The organism is Roseobacter cerasinus (genome assembly GCF_009811755.1).
Taxonomy (GTDB): domain Bacteria; phylum Pseudomonadota; class Alphaproteobacteria; order Rhodobacterales; family Rhodobacteraceae; genus Roseobacter; species Roseobacter cerasinus.
The window spans coordinates 18,291-39,705 of the sequence record NZ_BLIV01000011.1; the positions used below are offsets into that span (position 1 = coordinate 18,291).

Below are 21,415 nucleotides of genomic sequence, written 5' to 3' on the forward strand. Positions count from 1 at the left end.
ACTGTGGCAATGAGCACGCTTCTCATCATCGACGACGATCCAGAAATCACCTCCGCGCTGGCGCGGGGGTTGGCGTTGCATGGATATGAAACAGAGACGGAAAACCGCGCGGACCGGGCGCTTGAACGGTTGCAATCAGGACGCCACATCGGCGCCATTGTCGATGTGATGCTGGGCGCGGACAGTGGCATTGAACTGGTGCGCGCGGCCCGCGCCTCGGGGGCCACCCTTCCAATCCTGATGCTGTCGGCGCTTTCGGAGGTCGAACACCGTGCGGCGGGGCTGGAAGCGGGGGCCGATGACTATGTGGTCAAACCCTTCAACTTCGACGAGTTGATCGCACGCCTGCGCGTGCAGGAGCACCGCGTGGGCACGCAGCGCCCACAGCCCGCCCGGCTCAACCGGTCAGACCGCGCGCTGCGCACGGCCACGCAAACTGTCACGCTGACCGAGCGCGAACTGTCCTTGCTCGACCTGCTGATGCAGTCTCCTGACACCCCTGTCCCGCGGATCGAGATTTTTGAAACCCTCTGGGCCAGCGAAGGCTCAGGGAACGAAAATGTGGTCGATGTCTACATCGGCTATCTGCGCAAGAAGCTGGCGACCGCTGATTTCTCAATGGAAATCAAAACCTTGAGAAACAAAGGGTTTTGCCTCACGGGCCGGATGCCGATCATTGAGGCCGCCTGACACAGACCAAAGTCTAATGGTTTCTTAAAAATTAAGAGTCGCTCAAATCGCCCCGCTCTGCCACGGTAGAGGGGCAAAGAGGACCATTCTTGGAGGAGAGACCCATGGCCTGGACAAAACCAATCATCCGCGAAATCGAATGCGGCATGGAAATCAACATGTACGGACCGGACAGCGACGAAGAGCGCGAAGTCCTGTTCTGATTCATTTGCGCGCGGGCGTGCTCTATGACATTCCGCGCGCGAATACTCGGGGCGGCTGCCGGTGGCGGCCTGCCTCAATGGAACTGCGGCTGTAAGAATTGCGGCCTTGCCCGCTTGGGCACCATACCTTCACAGACCCAGTCTTCCCTGGCCGTTACGGCGGACAATGCCTTTTGGGCAATTCTGAACGCGTCCCCGGACATTCGGCATCAGCTGTCGCAATCCCAGTCTCTCCATCCTACCGGATTGCGACAGCTTCCTTTGCGCTCAGTTCTCGTCACAAATGGCGACATCGACCATGTGGCTGGCTTGTTGACGCTGCGCGAGATGCAACCCTTCACCCTTTTCGCAACGGCTGGCATTCACCAAGTGCTCGCGGAAAACCCAATCTTCGACGCGCTCAACAGCGCGGTTGTATCCCGCGAAACCATTGCGCTTAACCAACCGTTTGAACTGGCACCAGGGCTGACCGCAACGCTCTTTCCGGTGCCCGGCAAAGTGCCGCTTTATCTTGAGGCGGGAGACGTTCAGACCGACCTGATCGGCGATCAGACCGTCGGCGTGCACCTGCAGACCGAAGACAGCAGCGCTTTCTATATTCCTGGCTGCGCCCTGCTGAACGACGATCTGCGAAGCCGACTGGATGGCGCAGACCTGTTGTTTTTTGACGGCACTCTCTGGCAGGATGACGAGATGGTGCAAGCGGGACTGGGGCAGAAGACAGGGCAACGCATGGGGCATATGTCGATGAGCGGCCCCGAGGGCTCGATTGCAGCTTTTGAAGACATGCGCATTGGCAAGAAAGTCTTTGTGCATATGAACAACACCAACCCGGTGCTGCGGCCCGACTCTGTCGAGAAAGCGCAGGCCGAGGCCGCCGGATGGATCATCGGTCAGGACGGAATGGAGATCACATGACGCTGCAAAGCCGCGAAGACTTCGAAGCCCGCCTGCGCCAGATCGGTGCGGAGCGATATCACGACCTGCACCCGTTTCACGACCTGCTGCATGGCGGCGGCTGCACCCCCGATCAAGTGCGCGCCTGGGTGATCAATCGCTATTACTACCAGCATTCGATCCCGATGAAGGACGCGGCCTTCATGAGCCGGGTCGAGAGCCCGGATCTGCGCCGCCAATGGCGCTCCCGTATCGAGGATCACGACGGCACCGACGACAACGAAGGCGGCATCCGCCGCTGGCTGCGGCTGGCCACAGCGGTGGGTCTTGATGCGGAGTATGTGGCCTCCTGCCAGGGTGTGCTGCCAGCGACTAAGTTCGCGGTGGATGCTTATGTGCGCTTTGTGCGGGAGAAGACCCTGCTGGAAGCGGTCGCCGCCTCACTGACCGAGCTTTTTGCACCAAAAATCCATGCCAACCGCATTCAGGGCCTACTTAAGAACTATGATTTTGCCGATGACAGCTCACTCAGCTACTTCAAGAACCGGCTGAAAGAGGCGCCAAAAGACGTGGCCTTCGGCCTTGCTTGGGTGCTGGATCACGCGGACACGGCTGAAAAGCAGGACGCCGCAGCCGCCGCGCTGACGTTCAAGACCGATGTGCTCTGGTCGCAGCTCGACGCGCTTTGGGGCGCTTATGTCGAGCCTGCGCGCATCCCCCCCGGCGCCTGGACGCCCGGGGAGGGGCTGCTGCTCCAAAAGGCATCCTGAGCATGGAGAGCGCCGATATCCCCGCCCTGCCCCGTGGCGTGCGGCTGCACCGCGACAGGGTGCGCGACACCTGGGTCTTGCTGGCGCCCGAGCGCGCGATCACGCTCGACATAGTGGGCCACGCGATCCTGAGCGAAGTGGACGGCGCGCGCAGTTTTGCTGAAATCACCGGCGCGCTGGCAGAGCGATTCAACGCACCGATTGAACAGATCCAAAAAGACAGCGCAGGCTTTCTGGAGGCACTGCGCAACCGCCGCTTTCTGGATGTCGTTTCGTGAGCACCCCTGCGCCCATCGCCATGCTGGCGGAACTTACCCACCGCTGTCCGCTGTCCTGCCCCTACTGCTCCAACCCGGTGGAGATGGCCCGACAGGAGGCTGAGCTGGACACCGCCACCTGGGCGCGTGTGTTCCGCGAGGCCGCAGATCTGGGCGTTCTGCAACTGCATCTGTCCGGGGGCGAGCCGGCCTCGCGCCGCGATCTGACAGAGCTGGTGCGTGCCGCGCGGGAGGCCGGGCTTTACACCAACCTGATCACCTCCGGCATCGGGCTGACAGAGCGCAGGCTGTCCGAACTGAACACCGCCGGGCTCGACCATATCCAACTGTCGTTGCAGGGCACCAATCCCGAGATGGCCGACGAAATCGGCGGCTACAACGGCGGCTTCAAGCGCAAGATGCAGGTGGCCGCATGGATCGGCGACATCGGCTTTCCGCTGACCCTGAACGCTGTGTTGCATCGGCGGAACCTGCACCAATTGCCGCGCGCGCTGGAGATGGCCGAAGAGATGGGCGCCCGCCGGATCGAAGTGGCGACCGTGCAGTTCCACGGCTGGGCGCTGAAAAACCGTGACGCGCTGATGCCAACGCGCGAACAAGCGCAGGAGGCAACGCGCATCGTGCAAGAGGCCCGCATTCATCTGAAAGGTCGTCTGGTGATCGACTACGTGCCTGCCGACTACCACGAGGATTATCCCAAGCGCTGCATGGGGGGCTGGGGGACCTCAGGTCTGAATGTGGCGCCCGACGGGATTGTGCTGCCCTGCCACGCAGCGCAATCCATCCCGCATCTGACATTCGACACAGTGACCGAGGCGTCACTGCATGACATCTGGTACGAGGGCGCTGCCTTCAACGCCTATCGCGGCACGGATTGGATGGCGGAGCCTTGCCAAAGTTGCGAGCGCAAGACGGTGGATTTTGGAGGCTGCCGGTGTCAGGCGATGGCGATCGTCGGTGACGCCGCCGCAACCGATCCGGTCTGTGTGAAATCCCCCCATCATGCGGCGTTGCAGACCCAGGCCAACACCCACGCGGCCCAAGAGGACGCACCGCTGGTCTACCGCCAGATGCCGGGCAAGCTTGGGCAGCCTGCACAATAGCGGCGCTTCAGACGGGGCCGTGATTGATACTGTCAGCGCGCTGCCGCGATTTTGCGCCTATGATGACGACCACGTTCAAGGCGCGCCCTCAACGCGTCACTGAATGAGAAATGATCGGACCTGTTCACCGTTTTCTTTTGAGCCGTCATACAGGCCATCCCTCCGAAAGCAGCGGATCCTGAGCCTAGTGTGAAAGCTGCCAAATCTGATTGTTCAAATGTGAGAGCGTGCGAGGCAGGGTCTCTCTGGGAAGACGTCCACCAAGGCAAATGCGCACGAACCGGTCTTCACCTTCGGCCGTCCGAAAGCCGCTTTCCGGGGTAATCCCGATCTCGTGGTTCGACATGTTGGCCATCAGCGCCGCACAGGTCACACTTTCAGGCAGGCGCAGCCAGATGTTGAAGGCATGCGGGTTGGAGACGAACTCCGCCTCGGTGATGATCTCGGAGGCGATGGTCTGGCGCTGTGCCGTTTCCTTGCGGATGAAGCGCCGGATCTGATCCGCCGTCCCATCGAGCACCCAGCGTGTGGCCAGCGCCATGGACACAGGGGATGACATGACAGATGTCGCGCGAATGCCGTTTTCCAGGGCAAAGCCGGAGCGGGCGTTGGGGGCCACCGAATAGGCCAGACGCAGCCCCGCGCCGATGCATTTGGCAAGCCCGCCGATGTACCAGGTCAGCTCGGGCGCGCTGGCGGCCATCGGTGGCGGCGCATCGGGCAGGACAAAGCCGTATGCATCATCTTCGATCAGCGGGAGGTTGTGCCGTTTGATCACCTGCGCAATCTCCAGCCGCCGATCCTGCGGCACGATCATGGTGGTCGGGTTGTGCAGGGTGGGGTTCAGATACAACGCACGTGGCGCGTGGCGCTGGATTGCGGCTTCCAAAGCATCCGGGAGAATGCCGTGCTCATCCATCGGCAAGCCCACAAGCTTCAGGCCAAGCTGTGCGCAGATTTTCTTGAACCCGGAATATGTGATCTCTTCGCAGAGAACGCAGTCGCCCGGCCGCGCCAGAACAGTCAGAATGGCCAGCATCGTCGCATGCGCACCCGGGGTGACGGCAATGCGATCGAGGTTCGGGACCAGCCCGCGCATGGACAGCCAGATCGAGGCCGCTTCCTTGTCGACACTGCCGCCAATCGGGTCCTGATAGCGCAGCAGATGCACCAGATCGTCCGAAACGGCTGAGAGACCCGCCCGCATCCGCTCCAGCAACTCCGGGTCGGTCGGCTCCGGCGGCGCGTTCATGGTCAGGTCATTTGCGAGCGCCCGACGCTCATCACTGCTGCTGAGGGTCTTTTGCGGCAGCACGAAGGTTCCGCGGCCCACATGCGAGGCGATCAGACCGCGATTGATGGCTTCGGTATAGCCACGCGAGACGGTCGTGAAATTCGCCCCGATGATATCGGCCAACTGCCGTTGCGGGGGCAGCTGATCCCCCGGCAAAAGCACGCGGTCTTTCATGTCCTGCGCAATGCAATCCACAATCGCCAAATAGCGTGGCCGACCGGATTGTTTGATTCGCTGGGGCCAGTTTTGCATGCTGCACCTTCCGTTTTCACTACAAATCCAGTTATTGTATGCATACGATGTAGACAATTCTCTCAGCGATTTTTGACGCATGGACAAGCCAATTCAGCCTTGTAACGCACATAATTCGGTCACTTACACCTTCAGAGGCCCATGGGATAAGCAGACCCATACAATCAATACAATTACATTGATTGCATAATTGTACGCATCAATAGCCTGCGCGCGCATTCCACGTCTAGCTGGAGGTAACAGCAAACGCGCATGACAGGAGAACGCAATGCCCGAAGTCACCACACCCGCCCACAAGGACGGCGATTTTTTTGTAAACTACGAAGACAAGGTCTTTGAGGATGTGCAGGCGGAAGAAGGCCAGAAGGCCCTTGTGACCTTCCACACCGTCGCTTTCGAAGGCTCCATCGGGCTGGTCAACATTCTGCAAGCGATCCGCCTGCAGCGCAAAGGGTTCGAAACGTCCGTTCTGCTTTACGGCCCCGGCGTGTCACTGGGCGTGCAACGCGGCTTCCCTACGCTGGGTGACGAAGCCTTCCCCGGCGCGCAGAACTATGCCGCAAACCTCAAGAAATTCATGAAGGAAGGCGGCAAGGTCTATGCCTGCCGCTTCGCTCTGCAAATGCTGATGGGCCATGGCGAGCCGTCGCTGGTACCCGGGATCACGCCGATTGCGCCGCAGGATGTGCTGGATCTGAAACTACTGCATGTGCGCGACAACGCCATCATCCTCGACACCTGGACGCTCTGAGCCAGAACCGCGTTTGGGGCCGCACCGGCGCGGCCCCGGCACTCAGTCTGCCCTGTGGCGGCAATGGCGTCGCCCCTTGCGCCCGAAAGGACACAGATCATGTCTCAAACCGATGCCAAACGGATCGTGCGCGCGGCTGCTGTCCAGATCGCACCCGATCTGACCGGCCGCGCTGGCACCATCGAGCGCGTGCTGAACGCCATCGCCGATGCTGCTGAAAAGGGCGCTGACCTCATTGTCTTTCCAGAGACCTTTGTGCCCTACTACCCCTATTTTTCGTTTGTCCTGCCGCCGATCCAGCAGGGGCCGGAACATATGCGCCTCTATGAAGAGGCGGTTGTCGTCCCCTCTCCCGAGACGCAGGCGGTGGCCGATGCCGCCCTGAAGCGCGGCGTCGTGATCGTTCTGGGGGTCAATGAGCGTGACAAGGGCTCGCTCTTCAACACGCAGCTTATTTTCGATGCGGACGGATCACTCGCGCTGAAGCGGCGCAAGATCACGCCGACCTATCACGAGCGGATGATCTGGGGCCAAGGGGATGGCGCCGGGCTGAAGGTGGTCGAGACCAAGCTGGGGCGCATCGGCGCGCTGGCCTGTTGGGAGCATTACAACCCGCTCGCCCGCTATGCGCTGATGGCGCAACACGAAGAGATCCATGTGGGCCATTTCCCGGGCAGCCTCGTCGGCCCGATCTTTGGCGAGCAGATCGAGGTGACCATGCGCCACCATGCGCTGGAAGCTGGGGCCTTTGTGGTCAATGCCACAGGCTGGCTCACCGAAGAGCAGATCGTCAGCATCTCGCCCGACCCCAAGTTGCAGAAAGGTCTGCGCGACGGCTGCATGACCTGCATCATCTCGCCTGAGGGGCGGCATGTGGTCCCGCCTCTGACCGAGGGCGAAGGCATCCTCATCGCCGACCTCGACATGGCGCTGGTGACCAAGCGGAAGCGGATGATGGACAGTGTAGGCCACTATGCCCGGCCAGAACTGCTGCATCTGGTGCATGACGCACGCCCCGCCCAGCCCGTGCACCGGATCGAGGCCCCCGCCGACCTGATCGCCACCCCCGAACCGGAGGCCGAAGATGTCTGACGCTGACCTGATCAACGAATTGCAGACCCGTGGCATGCGGCTGGTCGATCCGTCCGCCGGGATGGAGAGCCGCCGGGGCGGCGCCGGCCCCACGGACCACAAGGCCGTGACCGTGGGCGACACGACGGTGATGGTGCCGGTGCATACCGCCCCCGCCTTTGACAGCCCCTATCTGGTGCAGGCCCCGGGTGCGGATGGTCTGGCCGAGGTCACCAAATCCGGCGTGTCCCTGGGGCAGGTCCGGTTTCCGACGCGGCCCCGGTTCTACGACCTCAAGACCGCCGATGGCGTGGACTACTGGAAGATCGCGACGCTGCATTCCAGGGACGTGCTGGCCACCACCGTTTTGCAGACCTGTATCCGCTATGAGAGCCGCAAGAAGACTTGCAAGTTCTGCTCCATCGGGCAATCGCTCGCGGCAGGGCGCACCATCGCCTACAAAACACCCGCACAGCTGGCCGAGGTCGCCAAGGCGGCAGTGGAGCTCGACGGCGTCAAGCACATGGTGATGACCACCGGCACGCCCGCAGGCAAAGACCGGGGCGCTGCCGTCATGGCCGAGAGTGCGGCAGCCATCAAAGCGGCGGTGGACCTGCCCCTTCAGGCGCAATGCGAACCGCCCGAGGAGGACGCCTGGCACGCCCGCATGGCCGAAGCCGGAGTCGACACGCTGGGCATGCATCTGGAGGCGGTCACGCCAGAGGTGCGCGCGCGGATCATGCCCGGCAAGGCGCAAGTCAGCCTTGAGAAATACTTTTCCAGCTTCAAGGCTGCAGTGAAGGTCTTTGGGCGCGGTCAGGTCTCGACCTACATCCTCGCAGGGCTGGGCGACACGCCAGAGGCGATCCTTGAGACCTCGCAAGAGCTCTGCAAGATTGGCGTCTACCCCTTTGTGGTGCCTTTTGTGCCGGTCTCGGGCACGCCGCTCGAAAGCCATCCGGCGCCGGGTGCGGATTTCATGGCACAGATCCTCAGGCCGCTCTCGGGCATGATCCTACGCGCAGGGATGAGTGCCGAAAGCTCCAAGGCGGGCTGCGCGAAATGCGGCGCCTGCTCGGCGCTCTCGGTCTATGAAAAGCTGAGGGCGTCATGAGCTTTCAGAACGCCCGCGTCTTCCTCTCGCCCGATTTCATCATCCGGGCTGCGTCGCAGCCGTGGGAGCTTGATGGCGTGCGCGATCTGCGCCACCGCGTCTTTGTCGAGGAACAGAAGATCTTTGCCACCACTGACCGGGATGCGACCGACGCCATCGCCCTGCCGCTGGCCGCGATCAGCACGCTGGCCTCCGAGGCGGATCAGGTCGTCGGCACCGTGCGCATTCACGAGGACAGCCCGCGCATCTGGCGCGGCTCGCGGCTGGCGGTGACGGAAACCCACCGGCGCATGGGGCGGCTCGGCGCTGAGCTCATACGGCTGGCGGTCTGCACCGCCCATGGCCGGGGGTGCGACCGGTTTCTGGCGCAGGTGCAGATGCAGAATGTGACCCTCTTCCAGCGTCTGCACTGGGCTCCGCTGCGCGAAATCGAAGTGCACGGCGTGCCGCATATGGAGATGCAGGCGGATCTTGCCGCCTATCCGCCCATTCCCGATCCTTTCGTGGGGTGGAAGACCCTATCAGCCAAGCGGGGGCGGCGGTGATGAAGCCGCATATCCCTCTGCGCCAGATGGTGCGCGACCTGCGGGATCATCCTTCGGTGCGCGGCAAGCTCGACATCGCACAGAGCATAGGGACGCTGGGCCTGACCGCCAACAGCACAGGCCAGCCGGGGGATGACTGCGCGGTGCTGCCCACCAAAGACGGCTATGATCTTTTCGCCTGCGAAGGCTTCATCAATGCCTTTGTCGAGGCCGACCCGTGGTTTGCGGGCTGGTGCGGCGTGATGGTGAACATCTCTGACATCCTGTCGATGGGTGGGCGCCCGCGCTGCGTGACCAATGCGATCTGGGCCCCCAATGCGGAGCAGGCGCAGCCGGTTCTGGCCGGGATGAAAGCCGCCGCCCAAGCCTATGGCGTGCCCATCGTGGGCGGCCACACCAACCTGCGGACGGAGGCGCTGCAACTGTCCGTCTCGATCCTCGGCCATGCGCGGGCGGTGATCTCCAGCTTCACTGCGCGGCCGGGTGAAGTGTTGATCGCTGCCGTTGACCTGCGCGGCAGCTATCGCGAGCCCTTTGACAATTGGAACGCCGCGCTGACCACGCCGCCCACGGCCCTGCGCGCCGCGCTATCGATCCTGCCCGAAATCGCGGAGGCGGGCCTGGCCACCGGCGGCAAGGACATCAGCCAGGGTGGCATTGTGGGCACGGCGCTCATGCTGGCCGAAGCCTCCGGCGTCGGCATCGACATCCAGTTGGAGGCGCTGCCCCGTCCCGAAGGCGTCGAGCTGGGCCGCTGGCTGCGCAGCTTTCCCAGCTTCGGCTTCCTGCTGACTGCAGCGGCAAAGGATGCCGACGCCATCTGTGACGCCTTCCACTGCCATGGCGTCTCGGCCAGCATTTGTGGCGATGTCACCGATGGCTCCGCCGTGCATCTGACCAGCCGCGAAGGCTCCACGCCCTTTTGGGACTACGCCCGTACCCCCTACCTCAACCTTTCCCCGCAGGAGGCCCGCCATGCCTGAGACCCGGTTCACCGTCCGCTGGCCCGATGGCCGGACGGAGCAGCTCTATTCCCCTTCGACCGTGGTGCGAGACCACCTGACCGCAGGTCAGACCTACCCGCTGGAAGATTTCACGCAGCGCTGTCGCGTGGCACTGGAACAGGCCAGCACGCGGGTCGAGGCGAAATACGGCTACCGCTGCACCAGCGCCGACGACCAACTGGCCCAGATTGAGCGTAAGGTCAGCACCTTCAAAGCACCCGCAGATGTTGTCTGCCTCTCGATTTCATAAGGATCCCATCATGACCCATCGCGATCATATCCCAGTTGTCATCGTCGGCGGCGGTCAGGCTGGCCTATCCGTCAGCTACTACCTGACCCAACAGGGGCTCGACCACGTCGTGCTGGAGCGTCACGAGAAGTTCCACTCCTGGCGTGTCAACCGGTGGGACAGCTTCTGCCTTGTGACCCCGAACTGGCAATGCCGCCTGCCAGGGTTTCCGTACAGAGGCGACGACCCGGACGGCTTCATGGTCAAGGAGGAGATCACCGACTACCTTGATGCCTTCGCCGACACCTTCGCGCCGCCCATCGTCGAGCACTGTGAAGTAACCCGGATCGCCAAGCGCCCCGGCGGCGGCTATCTGGTGGACACGAGCCAGGGCAACTACTCGACCGATCAGGTGGTGATCGCGACAGGGGGCTATGACAACCCCATCGTGCCGCCCTATGCTGATCAGCTCGACCCGTCGATCCTGCAGATGCATTCGGTTGACTACCGCCGCCCCGATCAGATGCCTGAAGGTGCCACCCTGATCGTGGGCACCGGCCAATCCGGCGTGCAGCTGATGGAAGATCTGCACCTCGAAGCGCGTGACGTGCATCTCGCCGTGGGGCCCGCGCCGCGCTCCCCGCGCAAGTATCGCGGGCGCGACGCCATCGACTGGCTCTATGACATGGGCCACTATGAAATCACCATCGACAAACACCCCAACCCGCAGCATGCCCTGACCAAGACCAACCACTATATGAGCGGGCGCGACGGCGGGCATGAGATTGACCTGCGCCGTTTCGCCGCCGAAGGCGTGTCGCTGTATGGATCGGTCAGCGGGATGCAGGGCAGCACAGTCGAATTTCTGCCTGATCTTGAAGCGAACCTCGATGACGCCGACGCAAGCTATCTTGGCATCCGCACGGCCATTGACGCCTTTATCGAGAAAAACGGCATCGACGCGCCAGCAGAGCCTCCGTTTGAGAAACTCTGGCGGCCGGAGCAGGAGATCACGCAGATTGACTGTGAAGCGGCGGGCATCACCTCGATCCTCTGGGCCATCGGCTTCCGTCCGAACTATGGCTGGATCGACGTCGATGTCTTTGACGCGCAGGGCCGCCCGCAGTTCCACCGAGGCGTCTGCCGCGAAGACGGGTTTTACTTCATCGGGCTGGGCTGGCTCAACACCTGGGGGTCGGGCCGGTTTTTGGGCATCGACGAAGACTCGCGCTACCTTGCGGATGCCATCTTGGCGCAGTCAAAGCAGACGCTTCGAACCGCGTCATAGCAGCGGTCCCAGCTCTTAAAGACACGACCAGCGCGTCTCCAGGCGCACGGCTCGGCTGGCACGTTTTGGTCCAATCGTGGATGAGTAACTGCCCCGCCTCGACAACATCGATAGAGAGCTGATCGTGGAAGTCGGCCGCCAGGTTACAGCCGCTTTTCGCGATACGAAAGCGAACCCGTCTCGATGGACCTGCCTCTGACCCAAACAACTGAGAACCACCACCCCACAAAAAAGGCGGCGCCTTGTTCAAGCGCCGCCAACATGGCTGACTGACAGCTGGTCTATACCGTTTTGCGCCGTTTCAGCGCGGCGGCACCCGCCAAAGCAGTCAAGAGCAATGCGCCACCCGCGGGGAGTGGTACTGGCGCGACCGTGACGTTGATGGACGCCTCAGATATCTCATTATTGACCGAAGCGCGCAGTGCAAAGCTATACTCTCCCGGCGCAAAAATTGAGAAAGGTGTGAATGCTGGCGGAGTGACACCTGGCACAAGTGCAGATGTGAGAAACCCAAAAGACGCATTCTGACTGCCTTCGATGAACGATAGGCCGCCAGCCCCCGGCACTGAGCCGAAGTCGATCACACCCATGAGCGAGTCGTCGGTGTTCGTCCCCGGGTCGAGGTCATAGAGCAGCTGCAGGTTCACGTCGCTTATCGTGAAGCTATCCGGGCCGACGAGTTCTGCGGCGAAGCTGAAGTTCCATTTGCTGGCACCAGGGCTGCCACCAATCGATTCGCCAGGTTCGACAGTGTATGTGCCTGCGCCGTCATCGACTGGCGCAGGGCTCGAAAACCTCGGTGTGGCCATAATGCCCATCCGCAGGATCGTATCCGTACCGCTGATCCCGATCTCTGTAATGGACCCTGGCGCGGTCGGAATGCCGGAGCCGCCAAAAGTGACGGTATTGCTGAAAGCGGCGTCAATATCGCCAAACGAAGTGAACGTCGGCGTAATAGGCGCAGCGTAGGCGCTGGCACCAGCCAAAGCAAAAGTGGCTGCATAGACAAGTTTTTTGAACATGATTTCCCCAATTGAAAAGAATCCCCGACGGCAGATTATGGCTGAAACCGCGTTAGACAAGACGAAATGCAGCAATTTTTGCAACTATGAGGGCGGCAGATCGACTATGACGAGTTGCACGGCACGCTCTTCTAGTATGTCGGGTATTGTGGCCTTCTAAGTGGGGCGACAAGGGCCAGGTCATGCCGAAAAATAGGATTTGGATCGCGCTAGTCAGCTGCAGTATCCGTACACATTCACAAGCCGTTCAGAAGTTGCCTAGACAGAGTTTTTGAATATTGCAGGGGTTAATGCGATTGGATGTTCCAATGCTGCCCCGGCGCGCGCAAAGAGCTCATCGCTGATCGATCCAAGGGCATTCAGAGCGGCACTCATCAACAGTGGGGTCAAGTGCCGAGAGTCCAACCCTTTTGTGCAACACGACAACCAACTGCACAGAGCACCAGACCTTAAAATGTTGATTTTTTAATAGACTGGCGATCCCTGAAGGACATCACTAATCTATAAAAAAACAAAGAGTTATACTGTAAAACCAGGGTGACCGCACACATTGATTTTCAATGCTTTTTTAGCGCGCCTGTAAAGTCACCCCACCCCCTCAACGTATCAGCGCCAGTTCCAAGTCGGCGCAGCGCCGGGCTGGCTACCGGTCAGGATGGGGGCGAGAATACCCCCGACGGCGCCATACTTCGGTTCGATCAGAGCGGCGCCGTCATATTCGATCTCTTCTTCAATTGGGCCCACTTTGCTCTTCTGTCGCTTCACAGCGCCGGTGATGGCAGCGTCTTCGGATATGAGCCGATGACGGGCGGTCTTCCCTATGTCGCATTCATTGGCGACTTGCCGATGAAGTTCACAAGTCCATCCCCCATGAAGGTGCACAAGGCTGCAGATGCTTGGCGCCACGCGGAACTTGCAAAGATCGCAAGGGCCAAAGCGGCGAAGGTCGCGCGGTTAGAAGCTGCTCGCAAAGCCAGAGAGGAACGCAAGACCGATGCGTGAACCTTCGACAGCCGAACAACTTCTGACCTGGCATGTGCAGGCTCTGTCCGGGGCGCAGCCCGATCGCCACGACGGCGACAGGGCTTGGATGCCGGTGCGCTTCATGCAGGTAGCTACATGCAACCGCCCAATGGTAAAGCCTTCTTGCCGCAAGAGACCCTTCATCATCCGACTTCCCGCGAACGGATACTCCATGTGAAGCTCGTCAATCCGACGCATCAGTTTGAGATCATCTTCGCTGGTGGGGCGCGGCTCGTAATACAGACTGCCCCGGCTAATCCCGAGCAGATCGGCTTGGCAGCTCAGGCTCAAGGCGTGGTCACGATCCGTCATTTCTTTGCGCTCGGCAACAGACCGGCCTTGTTTAGCGCTCCCTCTAAAAAATCATTCTCCAGCATCAGCTGGCCAATCTTCGCGTGCAACGATTTGACATCGATCTCGGGCTCTTTCGACGCTTTCGGATTGTCATCAAAGACATCCGTCACGCCGTCGAGAAGCTGATCCTTCCACTGCTTGATCTGATTGGGATGCACATCGAACAGCGTCGCCAGTTAGCTCATCGTCTTGTCGCCCTTCAAAGCCGCCAATGCGACTTTCGCCTTGAAAGCAGGGCTGTGGTTCCGTCGTGGTCGTTTTGCCATCTTCGCTCCTTCGTCCCGGCACGCTGCCGGATCAGGAGCGGAAAATCCACCTAGTTCAACTGTTCAAATTTGTCGGGCCGCTTCTTTACGCAAGCACCTGTGCCGAAGGATCATCTGGTTTCGCAGTCACAGTGGACAAAACCGTTGACGAAAAATTGGATCATGTGTTTGATTGACTTGGGTGCTGGTTAAAGGTTCGGCCATACTTTCTTACATCATCACGTTCGTGTAGTTTTGCGCACCCCTTCGAATTCTTTAAAGCGATTGAGAGGGATGGAGATATGAGCTATCGCAAACTACTTTCTGTCTTTGCCGCAGTGTCAGTGATACCGGCGTCGTCAGCCGTTCAGGCTGCGACAATTGTCTTGTACGATCAAGACTTTGAAAATCCCGTCGGTTACAACAATGACGGTGGAGATGTCAGCATCTTTCGAAATGTAAATCAGCATTACGGAGGTCAGCCCCCGGGATTCAGTTTCGCCCAACGTTTTACCGTTGAGACTTTGAACGTAACAGGGTCAGCGCGAGGTGGTGGCACAGCTGCTTTTGGTACTGGTTGGAGCGATCCCTCTGGAATCGGAGGTGATTACGCAATTGGCATGTTGGCAAATCGTCAAAGTGATCTGCTTGGATTGAGCTTTGACGTTGGGAATCTTGATTTTTTGAATTTCCGGATCGACGTATCCAGTATTGATCTTTCGACGTTCTCTGGTCCCTTTGTACCGGATGGAGCTGTTCCAACGTTCCGTTTCAGTTTGTTTGATAACCCAACGGGCAATCTCTCGGTCGGTACGGGTACCTTGCTTGATCAGGTTGATTTTACTGGGACGGCCTCAGCGAGGGAAGTTTTCGATTGGTCACGAGGAACATTTGGTCTGTCTACCGCAGGTAACACGAATGGCAATGTGACTTTTCAGATTGATCTATTGCCCGGCGCTGGTTACGGTGCCTTTGATAACTTGCGCATCGCCGCATCTGATGACGAAGGTGATGTTGGGGATGATGTAAGTCCCGTTCCCTTGCCAGCGAGTGCCTTGTTGCTTGGATTGGGAATTGCAAGTTTGGGTAGACTGCGGCGCAGGAAGCAGGTGTAAAACTAACTTGCGCGGTGGCAGTACTCCCGTTTGGATTGGTCCAGCACACGAGAAGTCTATTGGTTGGCTAGTTATGCAGGAGGACGACCTGAGCAAACCTTGAGAGTGTCAAAAGGGGCTACCAGTTTAGGCGGCTCTTTTCTCGCCTATGGCGAGACAGCTTTGAGACGCGCCGCTGCCTGGTTCCCGGGACTGCTTATGCCGAAGCAACGGGCTGCAATCCAGCGACCTAACATTGGGCCAACGTGAAGGATGCGGAGGGCTTTGCCTTTGCCGGGATATGGAAGCGCCAGGCCGGAGTGGTGGGCGACACTGAGACTAACGCCACGGTCTATTCCATCATGACCGCCAGCCCAAACAGCTTCGCCGCGCAGTACCACACCCCCATGCCGTTTATACTTCTTATACTTCCGCCGCAATCCTATGACACATGGCTCAACGGCCCTCCTGACGCTGCCTACAGCCTGCTCGGTGGTATCTCCCAGTTGATAGGGGAAGGCGAAGGCATGCCTGAACAGCCCGCTGCTAGCTTGGGCAGCATGAGGTACTGGCGGTGTCTTGCTCGGGGAACGATTTGCGGCACAAAGCTGGCGCCCGATCGATCATCATGAATGGCAACCATCGAAATTTCCACGCGACAGGCTATCGTACTTCGGAAAGATAAGGATTGCCTTGTATGCCAAATTGGAAACTCGACGAAACTTATGAGACGACAGCAGGCACGGTCGCCGCAGGTCGGGCTGGAACTGGGCTGGACTTGGTGCTTGCGCATGGGTGGCCGTGGTCTTCATTTTCGTGGCATCGCGTCATTCCCGAACTGGCGAAGTCTTTTACCGTTCATTGGTACGACATGCCCGGATACGGAAAATCGGCGAAATCTGAAAGCCAGCGTACGTCCCTCGATATCCAAGGGGAGGTCTTTGCCGAGATGATGCAGCGCTGGGGGCTGCAAAGACCGAACGTTGTTGCGCATGATTTTGGGGGTGCCACGACGCTCCGAGCGCACCTGCTGCACGGCTGCGAGTTTGAAAAATACCTACTGATGAACGTGGTGGCAATGCGGCCATGGGGATCAGAGTTCTTCGCTCATGTGGGGCGCCACGTCGAGGCCTTCCAGGGCTTGCCATCGCACATCCATAAGGCAATCGTTGAGGCATACATTCAAGGCGCTCTGGTCAATGACGTCCCGGTGGAGGATTTCGACGCGCTAGTGGCTCCATGGCTGAGCGATGATGGTTCAACGAGTTTCTATCGGCAGTTCGCTCAAGCAGACGAGAAATATACAGAAGAGGTCGAGGCGCAGTTCGGCGAAGTTCGGTGCCCTGTAAAAATCGTTTGGGGTGAAAACGATCCATGGATACCGCTCGACAGAGGCAAAGCGCTGCATCAGCTCATGTCCGAAGCGGAGTTCGCGACCATCCCTGGCGCGGGCCACATGCCGCAGCTCGAAAAGACGGATTCAGTCCTGAAGGAAGTTTTGGAGTTTCTCAAGTAAGCCCTCTGCCACCAGAGCGGGCATTGGTGTATGGCGCAGCATTGGTGAGGCCCGGTCTTATGCGCTCTCTGATATTGTTGGCGCCGCATTCGTTAAACAAGAGTCTCAATTCGCCCAATGTGTGGATGTCGTTCTGGGCCAGCGCCCGTTTGGCTCGGGTGGATAGGGCAGTGCTTGCGATAGGTTGGTGACGGTCTACTGGAACGGGCGCCTTGAGCAAACAATACGACCTCAGATCAGCCGATTCTGACGGGCGGTGTCAACGCGATGGCCGGGCTTTCAACATAGCTCCAAATGCCGTTAGCTTGGGTTGCTTGTCCCCCAGAATGCATGCCGGCATGGGGTATAGCAATGCCGGCACATAAAATATTGATTTAATTACGTAAATGGCGATCCCTGAAGGACTCGAACCCTCAACCTGCTGATTAGAAGTCAGCTGCTCTATCCAGTTGAGCTAAGGGACCGCTGGGATCACTCATGCCGCAGCGAGGCCAATCGCGCAAGTGTCAGATCGCACGGGTCATGAAATGGCTGAGCGGGTCGTATGTATAGTTGCCAAAGGGTGGGCAATCCGCAAACCCCGCGCTGGCATAAAGACGGCGCGAGGCCATATGTTCGGGTCCAGATCCGGTCTCAAGACTGAGATGCTGCATGCCTTTCGCCGCAGCCGATGCGATGAGCGCATCCAGGAGAGCCCGCGCCGCACCTCGCCCGCGGGCTTCTTTGGCGGTGTGCATCGACTTGACTTCCCCCCAGGGGCCGAAGTCGCGAATGGCCCCAATGGCCAGCAAAACGTCGTCCTCGCGCAGAGCATATAGGGTTATGTCGGGATGCGAAAGTTCGTCCTTGGGAAGCACATGGCAGCTTTCAGGCGGCGACTGTGCCCGCATCAGGGCAAAGTGACGGTCCAACAGGGTGGCGACGTCCGGTTCATGTACATCAGCCCGCGAGATACGAAAACTCATCAGTGGGTCCAGGCACCACGCCGTCCGGTGGCGAAGTTCTCGCCATACCCACCGGGGCGAATATTGGCCCGACGCTTCTTTGGCTCCTGGACATCGGCTTCGATGCCGTTGTCCCGCGCGTACTCCACCGCCGCCTCTTTGGATTTGAATCGCAGGCGCACCTGGCTTTGCATGTCATCCGACGACGTCCACCCCATCAACGGGTCGACCTCACGGACCGATGCGGGTGCGAACTCCAGCACCCAGCCGCGTGTCTTGGCCGTGCCCGATTGCATGGCGGTTTTGGCAGGCTGATAGATGCGTGCGCGCATGGCTCAACTCCTCAGATGGCTCCCTTCTATATCATCATTTTGATCCTGTGGGGCAAGACGCCAAATATGACAAAGCCTCGCTACTTTGGCGGGATAGACAGGTGGACCCGCATTTGCGACAGTTTTGAGCAGGAGGACCATATGACCGCCAAACGATACCTGACTGTGGCACTTGCAACCGCAGCGACGCTGGCCGCCGGGCCACTCATCGCATCGCAAAGCTGTACCGACGACGCGATGCTGGTCTTTGACGGCTCCGGTTCGATGTCCGAAGTGGGCTTCAACCTGTTGGACGAGCCGCGCATCTTCGAAGCCCGCCGCGCTGTGCACGACAGCCTGCCACAGATCGCTGCCATACGCCATGTGGGGCTCGTCATCTATGGTCCAGGGCAGCCTGAGGCCTGCGGCAATATCCAACTGCGTTTCGCGCCGCGCCCAAACGCGGCAGGCCCGATCATAGACGCGGTCGAGCACTTGCAGCCCGCAGGGGAAACGCCGCTGACACGGGCTGTGGAACGCGCCGCCGAAGTGCTGAATTATCGCGAGGAACCGGGTGTGATTGTTCTGCTGACGGATGGCAAGGAGACCTGCGAAGGTCAGCCCTGTGCGCTGGCGACCGAATTGGCCTCCGAGGCGCATGACCTCACCGTACATGTCATTGGCTTCAAGGTCCGCGACGATCATTTCGGCTGGGATGATCCGCAAGACAATGGCTACGAACGTCGAGTGACCGTCGCCCGTTGCCTGGCCGATCAGACGGGAGGGACCTACGCCCCCGCCGAGACGCTGGATGAGCTGACCGAGGCCCTGACGCGAACACTTGGGTGTCAGTTGATTGGCCGACTTCCGGATATGCAGAGCCATCGGCCAAGCTGACAGTTTTTGTCATGAGCGGCCTCCAAGCCCCTTGAACCCCTGACAATTCGTGGCACCTTGTGGGCAACCGTCAAGGAGCCTCCATGCCCTACGCCCAGACCGATTCGTCCGATGCGCCCGCCGTCATGGCCAACCCCGCCCCGGATGTGCGCAGCCGCGCCAAGCTTGAGGGTGGCAAGGCGTTCGTGATGGCGACGGAATTCGAACCAGCCGGGGACCAGCCCACCGCAATTGCTGAACTGAGCGAGGGTGTGTTGGATGGCGAGCGTGACCAGGTGCTGCTGGGCGCCACCGGCACCGGCAAGACCTTCACCATGGCCAAGGTGATTGAGGAGACCCAGCGGCCCGCAATCATCCTCGCGCCCAACAAGACGCTGGCCGCCCAGCTCTATGGCGAGTTCAAGGGCTTCTTCCCGGACAACGCTGTGGAGTATTTTGTCAGCTATTACGACTACTACCAGCCCGAAGCTTATGTCGCGCGGTCGGACACCTATATCGAGAAAGAGAGCCAGATCAACGAACAGATCGACCGGATGCGGCACTCCGCCACGCGCGCGCTGTTGGAACGGGACGATGTGATCATCGTGGCCTCTGTCTCCTGCATTTATGGCATCGGCTCGGTTGAGACCTACGGAGCCATGACGCAAGACCTCAAGACTGGCAAGATGTACGACCAGCGGCAGGTGATGGCGGACCTCGTGGCCCAGCAGTATCGCCGAAACGATCAGGCCTTCCAGCGGGGTTCCTTCCGCGTGCGCGGCGACAGCTTGGAAATCTTCCCCGCGCACCTGGAAGACCGGGCCTGGAAGTTGTCTTTTTTCGGCGAAGAACTGGAATCTATCACCGAGTTTGACCCGCTGACCGGTGAAAAAACCGACAATTTCGACCAGATCCGCGTTTATGCCAACAGCCACTACGTCACGCCCAAGCCGACGATGCAGCAGGCCATCATCGGCATCAAGAAAGAGTTGAAGATCAGGCTCGATCAGCTTGTTTCCGAAGGCAAACTGCTGGAGGCGCAGCGGCTGGAACAGCGCACGAATTTCGATCTGGAGATGCTGGAGGCCACGGGCGTCTGCAACGGCATTGAGAACTATTCCCGCTATCTCACAGGCCGCGCGCCGGGGGAACCGCCGCCCACGCTCTTCGAGTTCATTCCCGATCACGCGATTGTTTTCGCGGACGAGTCCCATGTCTCCGTCCCGCAGATCGGCGGCATGTACAAAGGCGACTATCGGCGCAAGTTCACGCTCGCCGAGCACGGCTTCCGCCTGCCCTCCTGCATGGACAACCGCCCCCTCAAGTTCGAGGAATGGGACGCGATGCGCCCGCAATCCGTCTTTGTCTCCGCCACGCCGGCGTCCTGGGAGATCGAACAAACGGGCGGTGTCTTCACCGAACAGGTGATCCGCCCCACTGGTCTTCTGGACCCGGAAGTCGAGATCCGCCCGGTCGAGATGCAGGTGGACGATCTGCTCGATGAGGTGCGTAAAGTCGCCGCGGACGGCTACCGCACACTCTGCACCACGCTGACCAAGCGCATGGCCGAAGACCTTACCGAATACATGCACGAACAGGGCATCCGCGTGCGCTACATGCACTCCGACATCGACACGATCGAGCGCATCGAGATCCTGCGTGATTTGCGCCTTGGCGCCTTTGACGTGCTGATCGGCATCAACCTGCTGCGCGAAGGGCTCGACATCCCCGAGTGCGGGCTGGTGGCGATCCTTGATGCGGATAAGGAGGGCTTTTTGCGGTCCGAGACTTCGCTGATCCAGACCATTGGCCGCGCCGCGCGCAACGCCGAAGGACGCGTGATCATGTATGCCGACAAGATCACCGGTTCGATGGAGCGCGCGCTGGCAGAAACCAACCGCCGCCGCGCAAAGCAGATCGCCTACAACGAGGAACACGGGATCACACCAGCGACGGTGAAAAAGAATGTCGAGGACATTCTGGCCGGGCTTTACAAGGGTGACACCGATCAGAGCCGCGTGACCGCGAAGATCGACAATCAGATGGCGGGCGGTAACCTGCAGGCGGTTCTGGATGGGCTGCGCGCCGACATGCGCAAAGCGGCGGAAAACCTGGAATTCGAAGAAGCCGCGCGCCTGCGTGACGAGGTCAAGCGCCTCGAAGCGGTCGACCTAGCCATCGCCGACGACCCGATGGCGCGGCAGTATGCTGTTGAGAAAGCGGTCGATGACGCCCAGAAAGCCTCAGGCCGCAGCACGATGGGACGCGGCGGGATGCGCGGCGGCACACGGCGGAAGAAGCGAGGACGTTAGCCCGTCTCGCCCTTGAGCCAGGTCAGATCATCCGCGCAGTCACAAGACCAGTTGAGCGCAGGCCCCTCAAATGGACCAAAGCGCATTGCTGCTGGCCTGTCCCTCTACGTCCCTCCAGCTTCTGGGAGAACCGGTTGTCTCTCTGGGCAGAGCGGTCCCGACCTGTGGCGAGGGTGACCACGATAGGCCCGCATATTGCCGGACCAATTCGCGCAAGTCCCCTCGTCCG

Annotated in this window: 23 protein-coding genes, 1 tRNA gene and 1 pseudogene; 19 read left to right on the plus strand and 6 right to left on the minus strand. The window is 60.1% G+C overall.

Annotated elements, in window-relative coordinates; all coding sequences use genetic code 11:
* Nucleotides 1–9: 9 nt before the first annotated feature.
* The 6 genes from So717_RS20425 (at nt 10) to pqqE (ending at nt 3,941) form a co-directional block, all read left to right on the plus strand.
* Entirely contained in the window at nt 10–690 is a 681-nt protein-coding gene (locus So717_RS20425) for a response regulator transcription factor (RefSeq protein ID WP_159980784.1), read from the plus strand.
* A gap of 104 nt (nt 691–794) precedes the next feature.
* Nucleotides 795–893, plus strand: a complete 99-nt coding sequence (gene pqqA, locus So717_RS20430) for a pyrroloquinoline quinone precursor peptide PqqA (protein WP_012177128.1) — start codon at nt 795–797, stop codon at nt 891–893.
* 24 nt (nt 894–917) lie between these two features.
* The gene (gene pqqB, locus So717_RS20435; protein ID WP_159980786.1) at nt 918–1,811 is read left to right on the plus strand and encodes a pyrroloquinoline quinone biosynthesis protein PqqB; all 894 of its coding nucleotides are present in this window, start codon (nt 918–920) and stop codon (nt 1,809–1,811) included.
* Nucleotides 1,808–2,560 carry a pyrroloquinoline-quinone synthase PqqC gene (pqqC, locus tag So717_RS20440; protein WP_159980788.1) on the plus strand — a complete coding sequence of 251 codons (753 nt, stop codon included), beginning with the start codon at nt 1,808–1,810 and terminating at the stop codon, nt 2,558–2,560. The genes pqqB and pqqC overlap by 4 nt, the downstream gene beginning before the upstream one ends.
* A gap of 2 nt (nt 2,561–2,562) precedes the next feature.
* Nucleotides 2,563–2,838: a pyrroloquinoline quinone biosynthesis peptide chaperone PqqD gene (pqqD, locus tag So717_RS20445; RefSeq protein ID WP_159980790.1), complete on the plus strand. Its 276-nt coding sequence runs from the start codon at nt 2,563–2,565 to the stop codon at nt 2,836–2,838.
* On the plus strand, nt 2,835–3,941 hold the full coding sequence (gene pqqE / locus So717_RS20450; RefSeq protein ID WP_159980792.1) for a pyrroloquinoline quinone biosynthesis protein PqqE: 1,107 nt from the start codon (nt 2,835–2,837) through the stop codon (nt 3,939–3,941). Before pqqD ends, pqqE begins: the two co-directional genes overlap by 4 nt.
* A gap of 184 nt (nt 3,942–4,125) precedes the next feature.
* Here pqqE and So717_RS20455 read toward each other — a convergent pair whose 3' ends face one another.
* Nucleotides 4,126–5,487 carry an aminotransferase-like domain-containing protein gene (locus So717_RS20455; RefSeq protein WP_159980794.1) on the minus strand — a complete coding sequence of 454 codons (1,362 nt, stop codon included), beginning with the start codon at nt 5,485–5,487 and terminating at the stop codon, nt 4,126–4,128.
* Between the two features lie 268 nt (nt 5,488–5,755).
* Here So717_RS20455 and So717_RS20460 point away from each other — a divergent pair, with 268 nt between their 5' ends.
* The 7 genes from So717_RS20460 to So717_RS20490 all read left to right on the plus strand — a co-directional run bounded on the left by So717_RS20460 (nt 5,756) and on the right by So717_RS20490 (nt 11,489).
* Nucleotides 5,756–6,238, plus strand: coding sequence for an MSMEG_0572/Sll0783 family nitrogen starvation response protein (locus So717_RS20460; RefSeq protein ID WP_159980796.1), 483 nt, complete (start codon nt 5,756–5,758; stop codon nt 6,236–6,238).
* A gap of 99 nt (nt 6,239–6,337) precedes the next feature.
* Nucleotides 6,338–7,330, plus strand: coding sequence for a Nit6803 family nitrilase (locus tag So717_RS20465; protein WP_159980798.1), 993 nt, complete (start codon nt 6,338–6,340; stop codon nt 7,328–7,330).
* Complete coding sequence (locus So717_RS20470; RefSeq protein ID WP_159980800.1) at nt 7,323–8,423, plus strand: MSMEG_0568 family radical SAM protein; 1,101 nt, start codon at nt 7,323–7,325, stop codon at nt 8,421–8,423. The genes So717_RS20465 and So717_RS20470 overlap by 8 nt, the downstream gene beginning before the upstream one ends.
* Complete coding sequence (locus So717_RS20475) at nt 8,420–8,968, plus strand: MSMEG_0567/Sll0786 family nitrogen starvation N-acetyltransferase (protein WP_159980802.1); 549 nt, start codon at nt 8,420–8,422, stop codon at nt 8,966–8,968. The genes So717_RS20470 and So717_RS20475 overlap by 4 nt, the downstream gene beginning before the upstream one ends.
* The gene (locus So717_RS20480) at nt 8,968–9,951 is read left to right on the plus strand and encodes a sll0787 family AIR synthase-like protein (RefSeq protein ID WP_159980804.1); all 984 of its coding nucleotides are present in this window, start codon (nt 8,968–8,970) and stop codon (nt 9,949–9,951) included. Before So717_RS20475 ends, So717_RS20480 begins: the two co-directional genes overlap by 1 nt.
* Complete coding sequence (locus So717_RS20485; protein ID WP_159980806.1) at nt 9,944–10,222, plus strand: MSMEG_0570 family nitrogen starvation response protein; 279 nt, start codon at nt 9,944–9,946, stop codon at nt 10,220–10,222. The genes So717_RS20480 and So717_RS20485 overlap by 8 nt, the downstream gene beginning before the upstream one ends.
* Before the next feature lie 10 nt (nt 10,223–10,232).
* Nucleotides 10,233–11,489 (plus strand): MSMEG_0569 family flavin-dependent oxidoreductase, encoded by a 1,257-nt coding sequence (locus So717_RS20490; RefSeq protein WP_159980808.1) that lies wholly within the window; start codon nt 10,233–10,235, stop codon nt 11,487–11,489.
* Between the two features lie 281 nt (nt 11,490–11,770).
* On the opposite strand, the gene So717_RS20495 is transcribed toward So717_RS20490, so the two are convergent.
* Nucleotides 11,771–12,595, minus strand: a complete 825-nt coding sequence (locus So717_RS20495; RefSeq protein ID WP_238841139.1) for a VPLPA-CTERM sorting domain-containing protein — start codon at nt 12,593–12,595, stop codon at nt 11,771–11,773.
* A 453-nt stretch (nt 12,596–13,048) separates the two neighbouring features.
* On the opposite strand from So717_RS20495, the gene So717_RS22095 reads away from it, so the two are divergent.
* A complete protein-coding gene (locus So717_RS22095) occupies nt 13,049–13,513 on the plus strand; it encodes a hypothetical protein (protein WP_174239076.1) in 465 nt (154 codons plus the stop codon).
* Between the two features lie 78 nt (nt 13,514–13,591).
* Here So717_RS22095 and So717_RS22455 read toward each other — a convergent pair.
* Nucleotides 13,592–14,154, minus strand: a pseudogene (locus So717_RS22455) (IS3 family transposase); the annotation flags it as partial.
* 281 nt (nt 14,155–14,435) lie between these two features.
* On the opposite strand from So717_RS22455, the gene So717_RS20515 reads away from it, so the two are divergent.
* The 3 genes from So717_RS20515 to So717_RS20525 all read left to right on the plus strand — a co-directional run bounded on the left by So717_RS20515 (nt 14,436) and on the right by So717_RS20525 (nt 16,743).
* Entirely contained in the window at nt 14,436–15,248 is an 813-nt protein-coding gene (locus tag So717_RS20515) for a VPLPA-CTERM sorting domain-containing protein (protein WP_159980816.1), read from the plus strand.
* 245 nt (nt 15,249–15,493) lie between these two features.
* Nucleotides 15,494–15,859 carry an SOS response-associated peptidase family protein gene (locus tag So717_RS22700; RefSeq protein ID WP_159980818.1) on the plus strand — a complete coding sequence of 122 codons (366 nt, stop codon included), beginning with the start codon at nt 15,494–15,496 and terminating at the stop codon, nt 15,857–15,859.
* 65 nt (nt 15,860–15,924) lie between these two features.
* Nucleotides 15,925–16,743, plus strand: coding sequence for an alpha/beta fold hydrolase (locus tag So717_RS20525; protein WP_159980820.1), 819 nt, complete (start codon nt 15,925–15,927; stop codon nt 16,741–16,743).
* Between the two features lie 387 nt (nt 16,744–17,130).
* Here So717_RS20525 and So717_RS20530 read toward each other — a convergent pair.
* The 3 genes from So717_RS20530 to So717_RS20540 all read right to left on the minus strand — a co-directional run bounded on the left by So717_RS20530 (nt 17,131) and on the right by So717_RS20540 (nt 18,019).
* Nucleotides 17,131–17,207: transfer RNA gene (locus So717_RS20530), tRNA-Arg, on the minus strand.
* Between the two features lie 42 nt (nt 17,208–17,249).
* Complete coding sequence (locus So717_RS20535; RefSeq protein WP_159980822.1) at nt 17,250–17,708, minus strand: GNAT family N-acetyltransferase; 459 nt, start codon at nt 17,706–17,708, stop codon at nt 17,250–17,252.
* The gene (locus So717_RS20540; RefSeq protein WP_159980824.1) at nt 17,708–18,019 is read right to left on the minus strand and encodes an ETC complex I subunit; all 312 of its coding nucleotides are present in this window, start codon (nt 18,017–18,019) and stop codon (nt 17,708–17,710) included. Before So717_RS20540 ends, So717_RS20535 begins: the two co-directional genes overlap by 1 nt.
* A gap of 141 nt (nt 18,020–18,160) precedes the next feature.
* On the opposite strand from So717_RS20540, the gene So717_RS20545 reads away from it, so the two are divergent.
* Both So717_RS20545 and uvrB read left to right on the plus strand, forming a co-directional pair.
* Complete coding sequence (locus tag So717_RS20545; RefSeq protein ID WP_238841141.1) at nt 18,161–18,895, plus strand: vWA domain-containing protein; 735 nt, start codon at nt 18,161–18,163, stop codon at nt 18,893–18,895.
* An 83-nt stretch (nt 18,896–18,978) separates the two neighbouring features.
* Complete coding sequence (gene uvrB / locus So717_RS20550; protein WP_159980826.1) at nt 18,979–21,186, plus strand: excinuclease ABC subunit UvrB; 2,208 nt, start codon at nt 18,979–18,981, stop codon at nt 21,184–21,186.
* The last annotated feature ends 229 nt before the right edge of the window (nt 21,187–21,415 follow it).

What these genes read in the sequence shown, in the direction of transcription:
- pqqD (WP_159980790.1), top strand. Translation starts at nt 2,563, where the DNA reads ATGGAGAGCGCCGATATCCCCGCCCTGCCCCGTGGCGTGCGGCTGCAC.
- So717_RS20525 (WP_159980820.1), top strand. Translation starts at nt 15,925, where the DNA reads ATGCCAAATTGGAAACTCGACGAAACTTATGAGACGACAGCAGGCACG.
- So717_RS20470 (WP_159980800.1), top strand. Translation starts at nt 7,323, where the DNA reads ATGTCTGACGCTGACCTGATCAACGAATTGCAGACCCGTGGCATGCGG.
- So717_RS20540 (WP_159980824.1), bottom strand. Translation starts at nt 18,019, where the DNA reads ATGCGCGCACGCATCTATCAGCCTGCCAAAACCGCCATGCAATCGGGC.
- So717_RS20535 (WP_159980822.1), bottom strand. Translation starts at nt 17,708, where the DNA reads ATGAGTTTTCGTATCTCGCGGGCTGATGTACATGAACCGGACGTCGCC.
- pqqB (WP_159980786.1), top strand. Translation starts at nt 918, where the DNA reads ATGACATTCCGCGCGCGAATACTCGGGGCGGCTGCCGGTGGCGGCCTG.
- So717_RS20425 (WP_159980784.1), top strand. Translation starts at nt 10, where the DNA reads ATGAGCACGCTTCTCATCATCGACGACGATCCAGAAATCACCTCCGCG.
- So717_RS20480 (WP_159980804.1), top strand. Translation starts at nt 8,968, where the DNA reads ATGAAGCCGCATATCCCTCTGCGCCAGATGGTGCGCGACCTGCGGGAT.
- pqqC (WP_159980788.1), top strand. Translation starts at nt 1,808, where the DNA reads ATGACGCTGCAAAGCCGCGAAGACTTCGAAGCCCGCCTGCGCCAGATC.
- uvrB (WP_159980826.1), top strand. Translation starts at nt 18,979, where the DNA reads ATGCCCTACGCCCAGACCGATTCGTCCGATGCGCCCGCCGTCATGGCC.
- So717_RS20515 (WP_159980816.1), top strand. Translation starts at nt 14,436, where the DNA reads ATGAGCTATCGCAAACTACTTTCTGTCTTTGCCGCAGTGTCAGTGATA.
- So717_RS20460 (WP_159980796.1), top strand. Translation starts at nt 5,756, where the DNA reads ATGCCCGAAGTCACCACACCCGCCCACAAGGACGGCGATTTTTTTGTA.
- pqqA (WP_012177128.1), top strand. Translation starts at nt 795, where the DNA reads ATGGCCTGGACAAAACCAATCATCCGCGAAATCGAATGCGGCATGGAA.
- So717_RS20455 (WP_159980794.1), bottom strand. Translation starts at nt 5,487, where the DNA reads ATGCAAAACTGGCCCCAGCGAATCAAACAATCCGGTCGGCCACGCTAT.
- So717_RS20490 (WP_159980808.1), top strand. Translation starts at nt 10,233, where the DNA reads ATGACCCATCGCGATCATATCCCAGTTGTCATCGTCGGCGGCGGTCAG.
- So717_RS20475 (WP_159980802.1), top strand. Translation starts at nt 8,420, where the DNA reads ATGAGCTTTCAGAACGCCCGCGTCTTCCTCTCGCCCGATTTCATCATC.
- So717_RS20485 (WP_159980806.1), top strand. Translation starts at nt 9,944, where the DNA reads ATGCCTGAGACCCGGTTCACCGTCCGCTGGCCCGATGGCCGGACGGAG.
- So717_RS20465 (WP_159980798.1), top strand. Translation starts at nt 6,338, where the DNA reads ATGTCTCAAACCGATGCCAAACGGATCGTGCGCGCGGCTGCTGTCCAG.
- So717_RS20545 (WP_238841141.1), top strand. Translation starts at nt 18,161, where the DNA reads ATGACCGCCAAACGATACCTGACTGTGGCACTTGCAACCGCAGCGACG.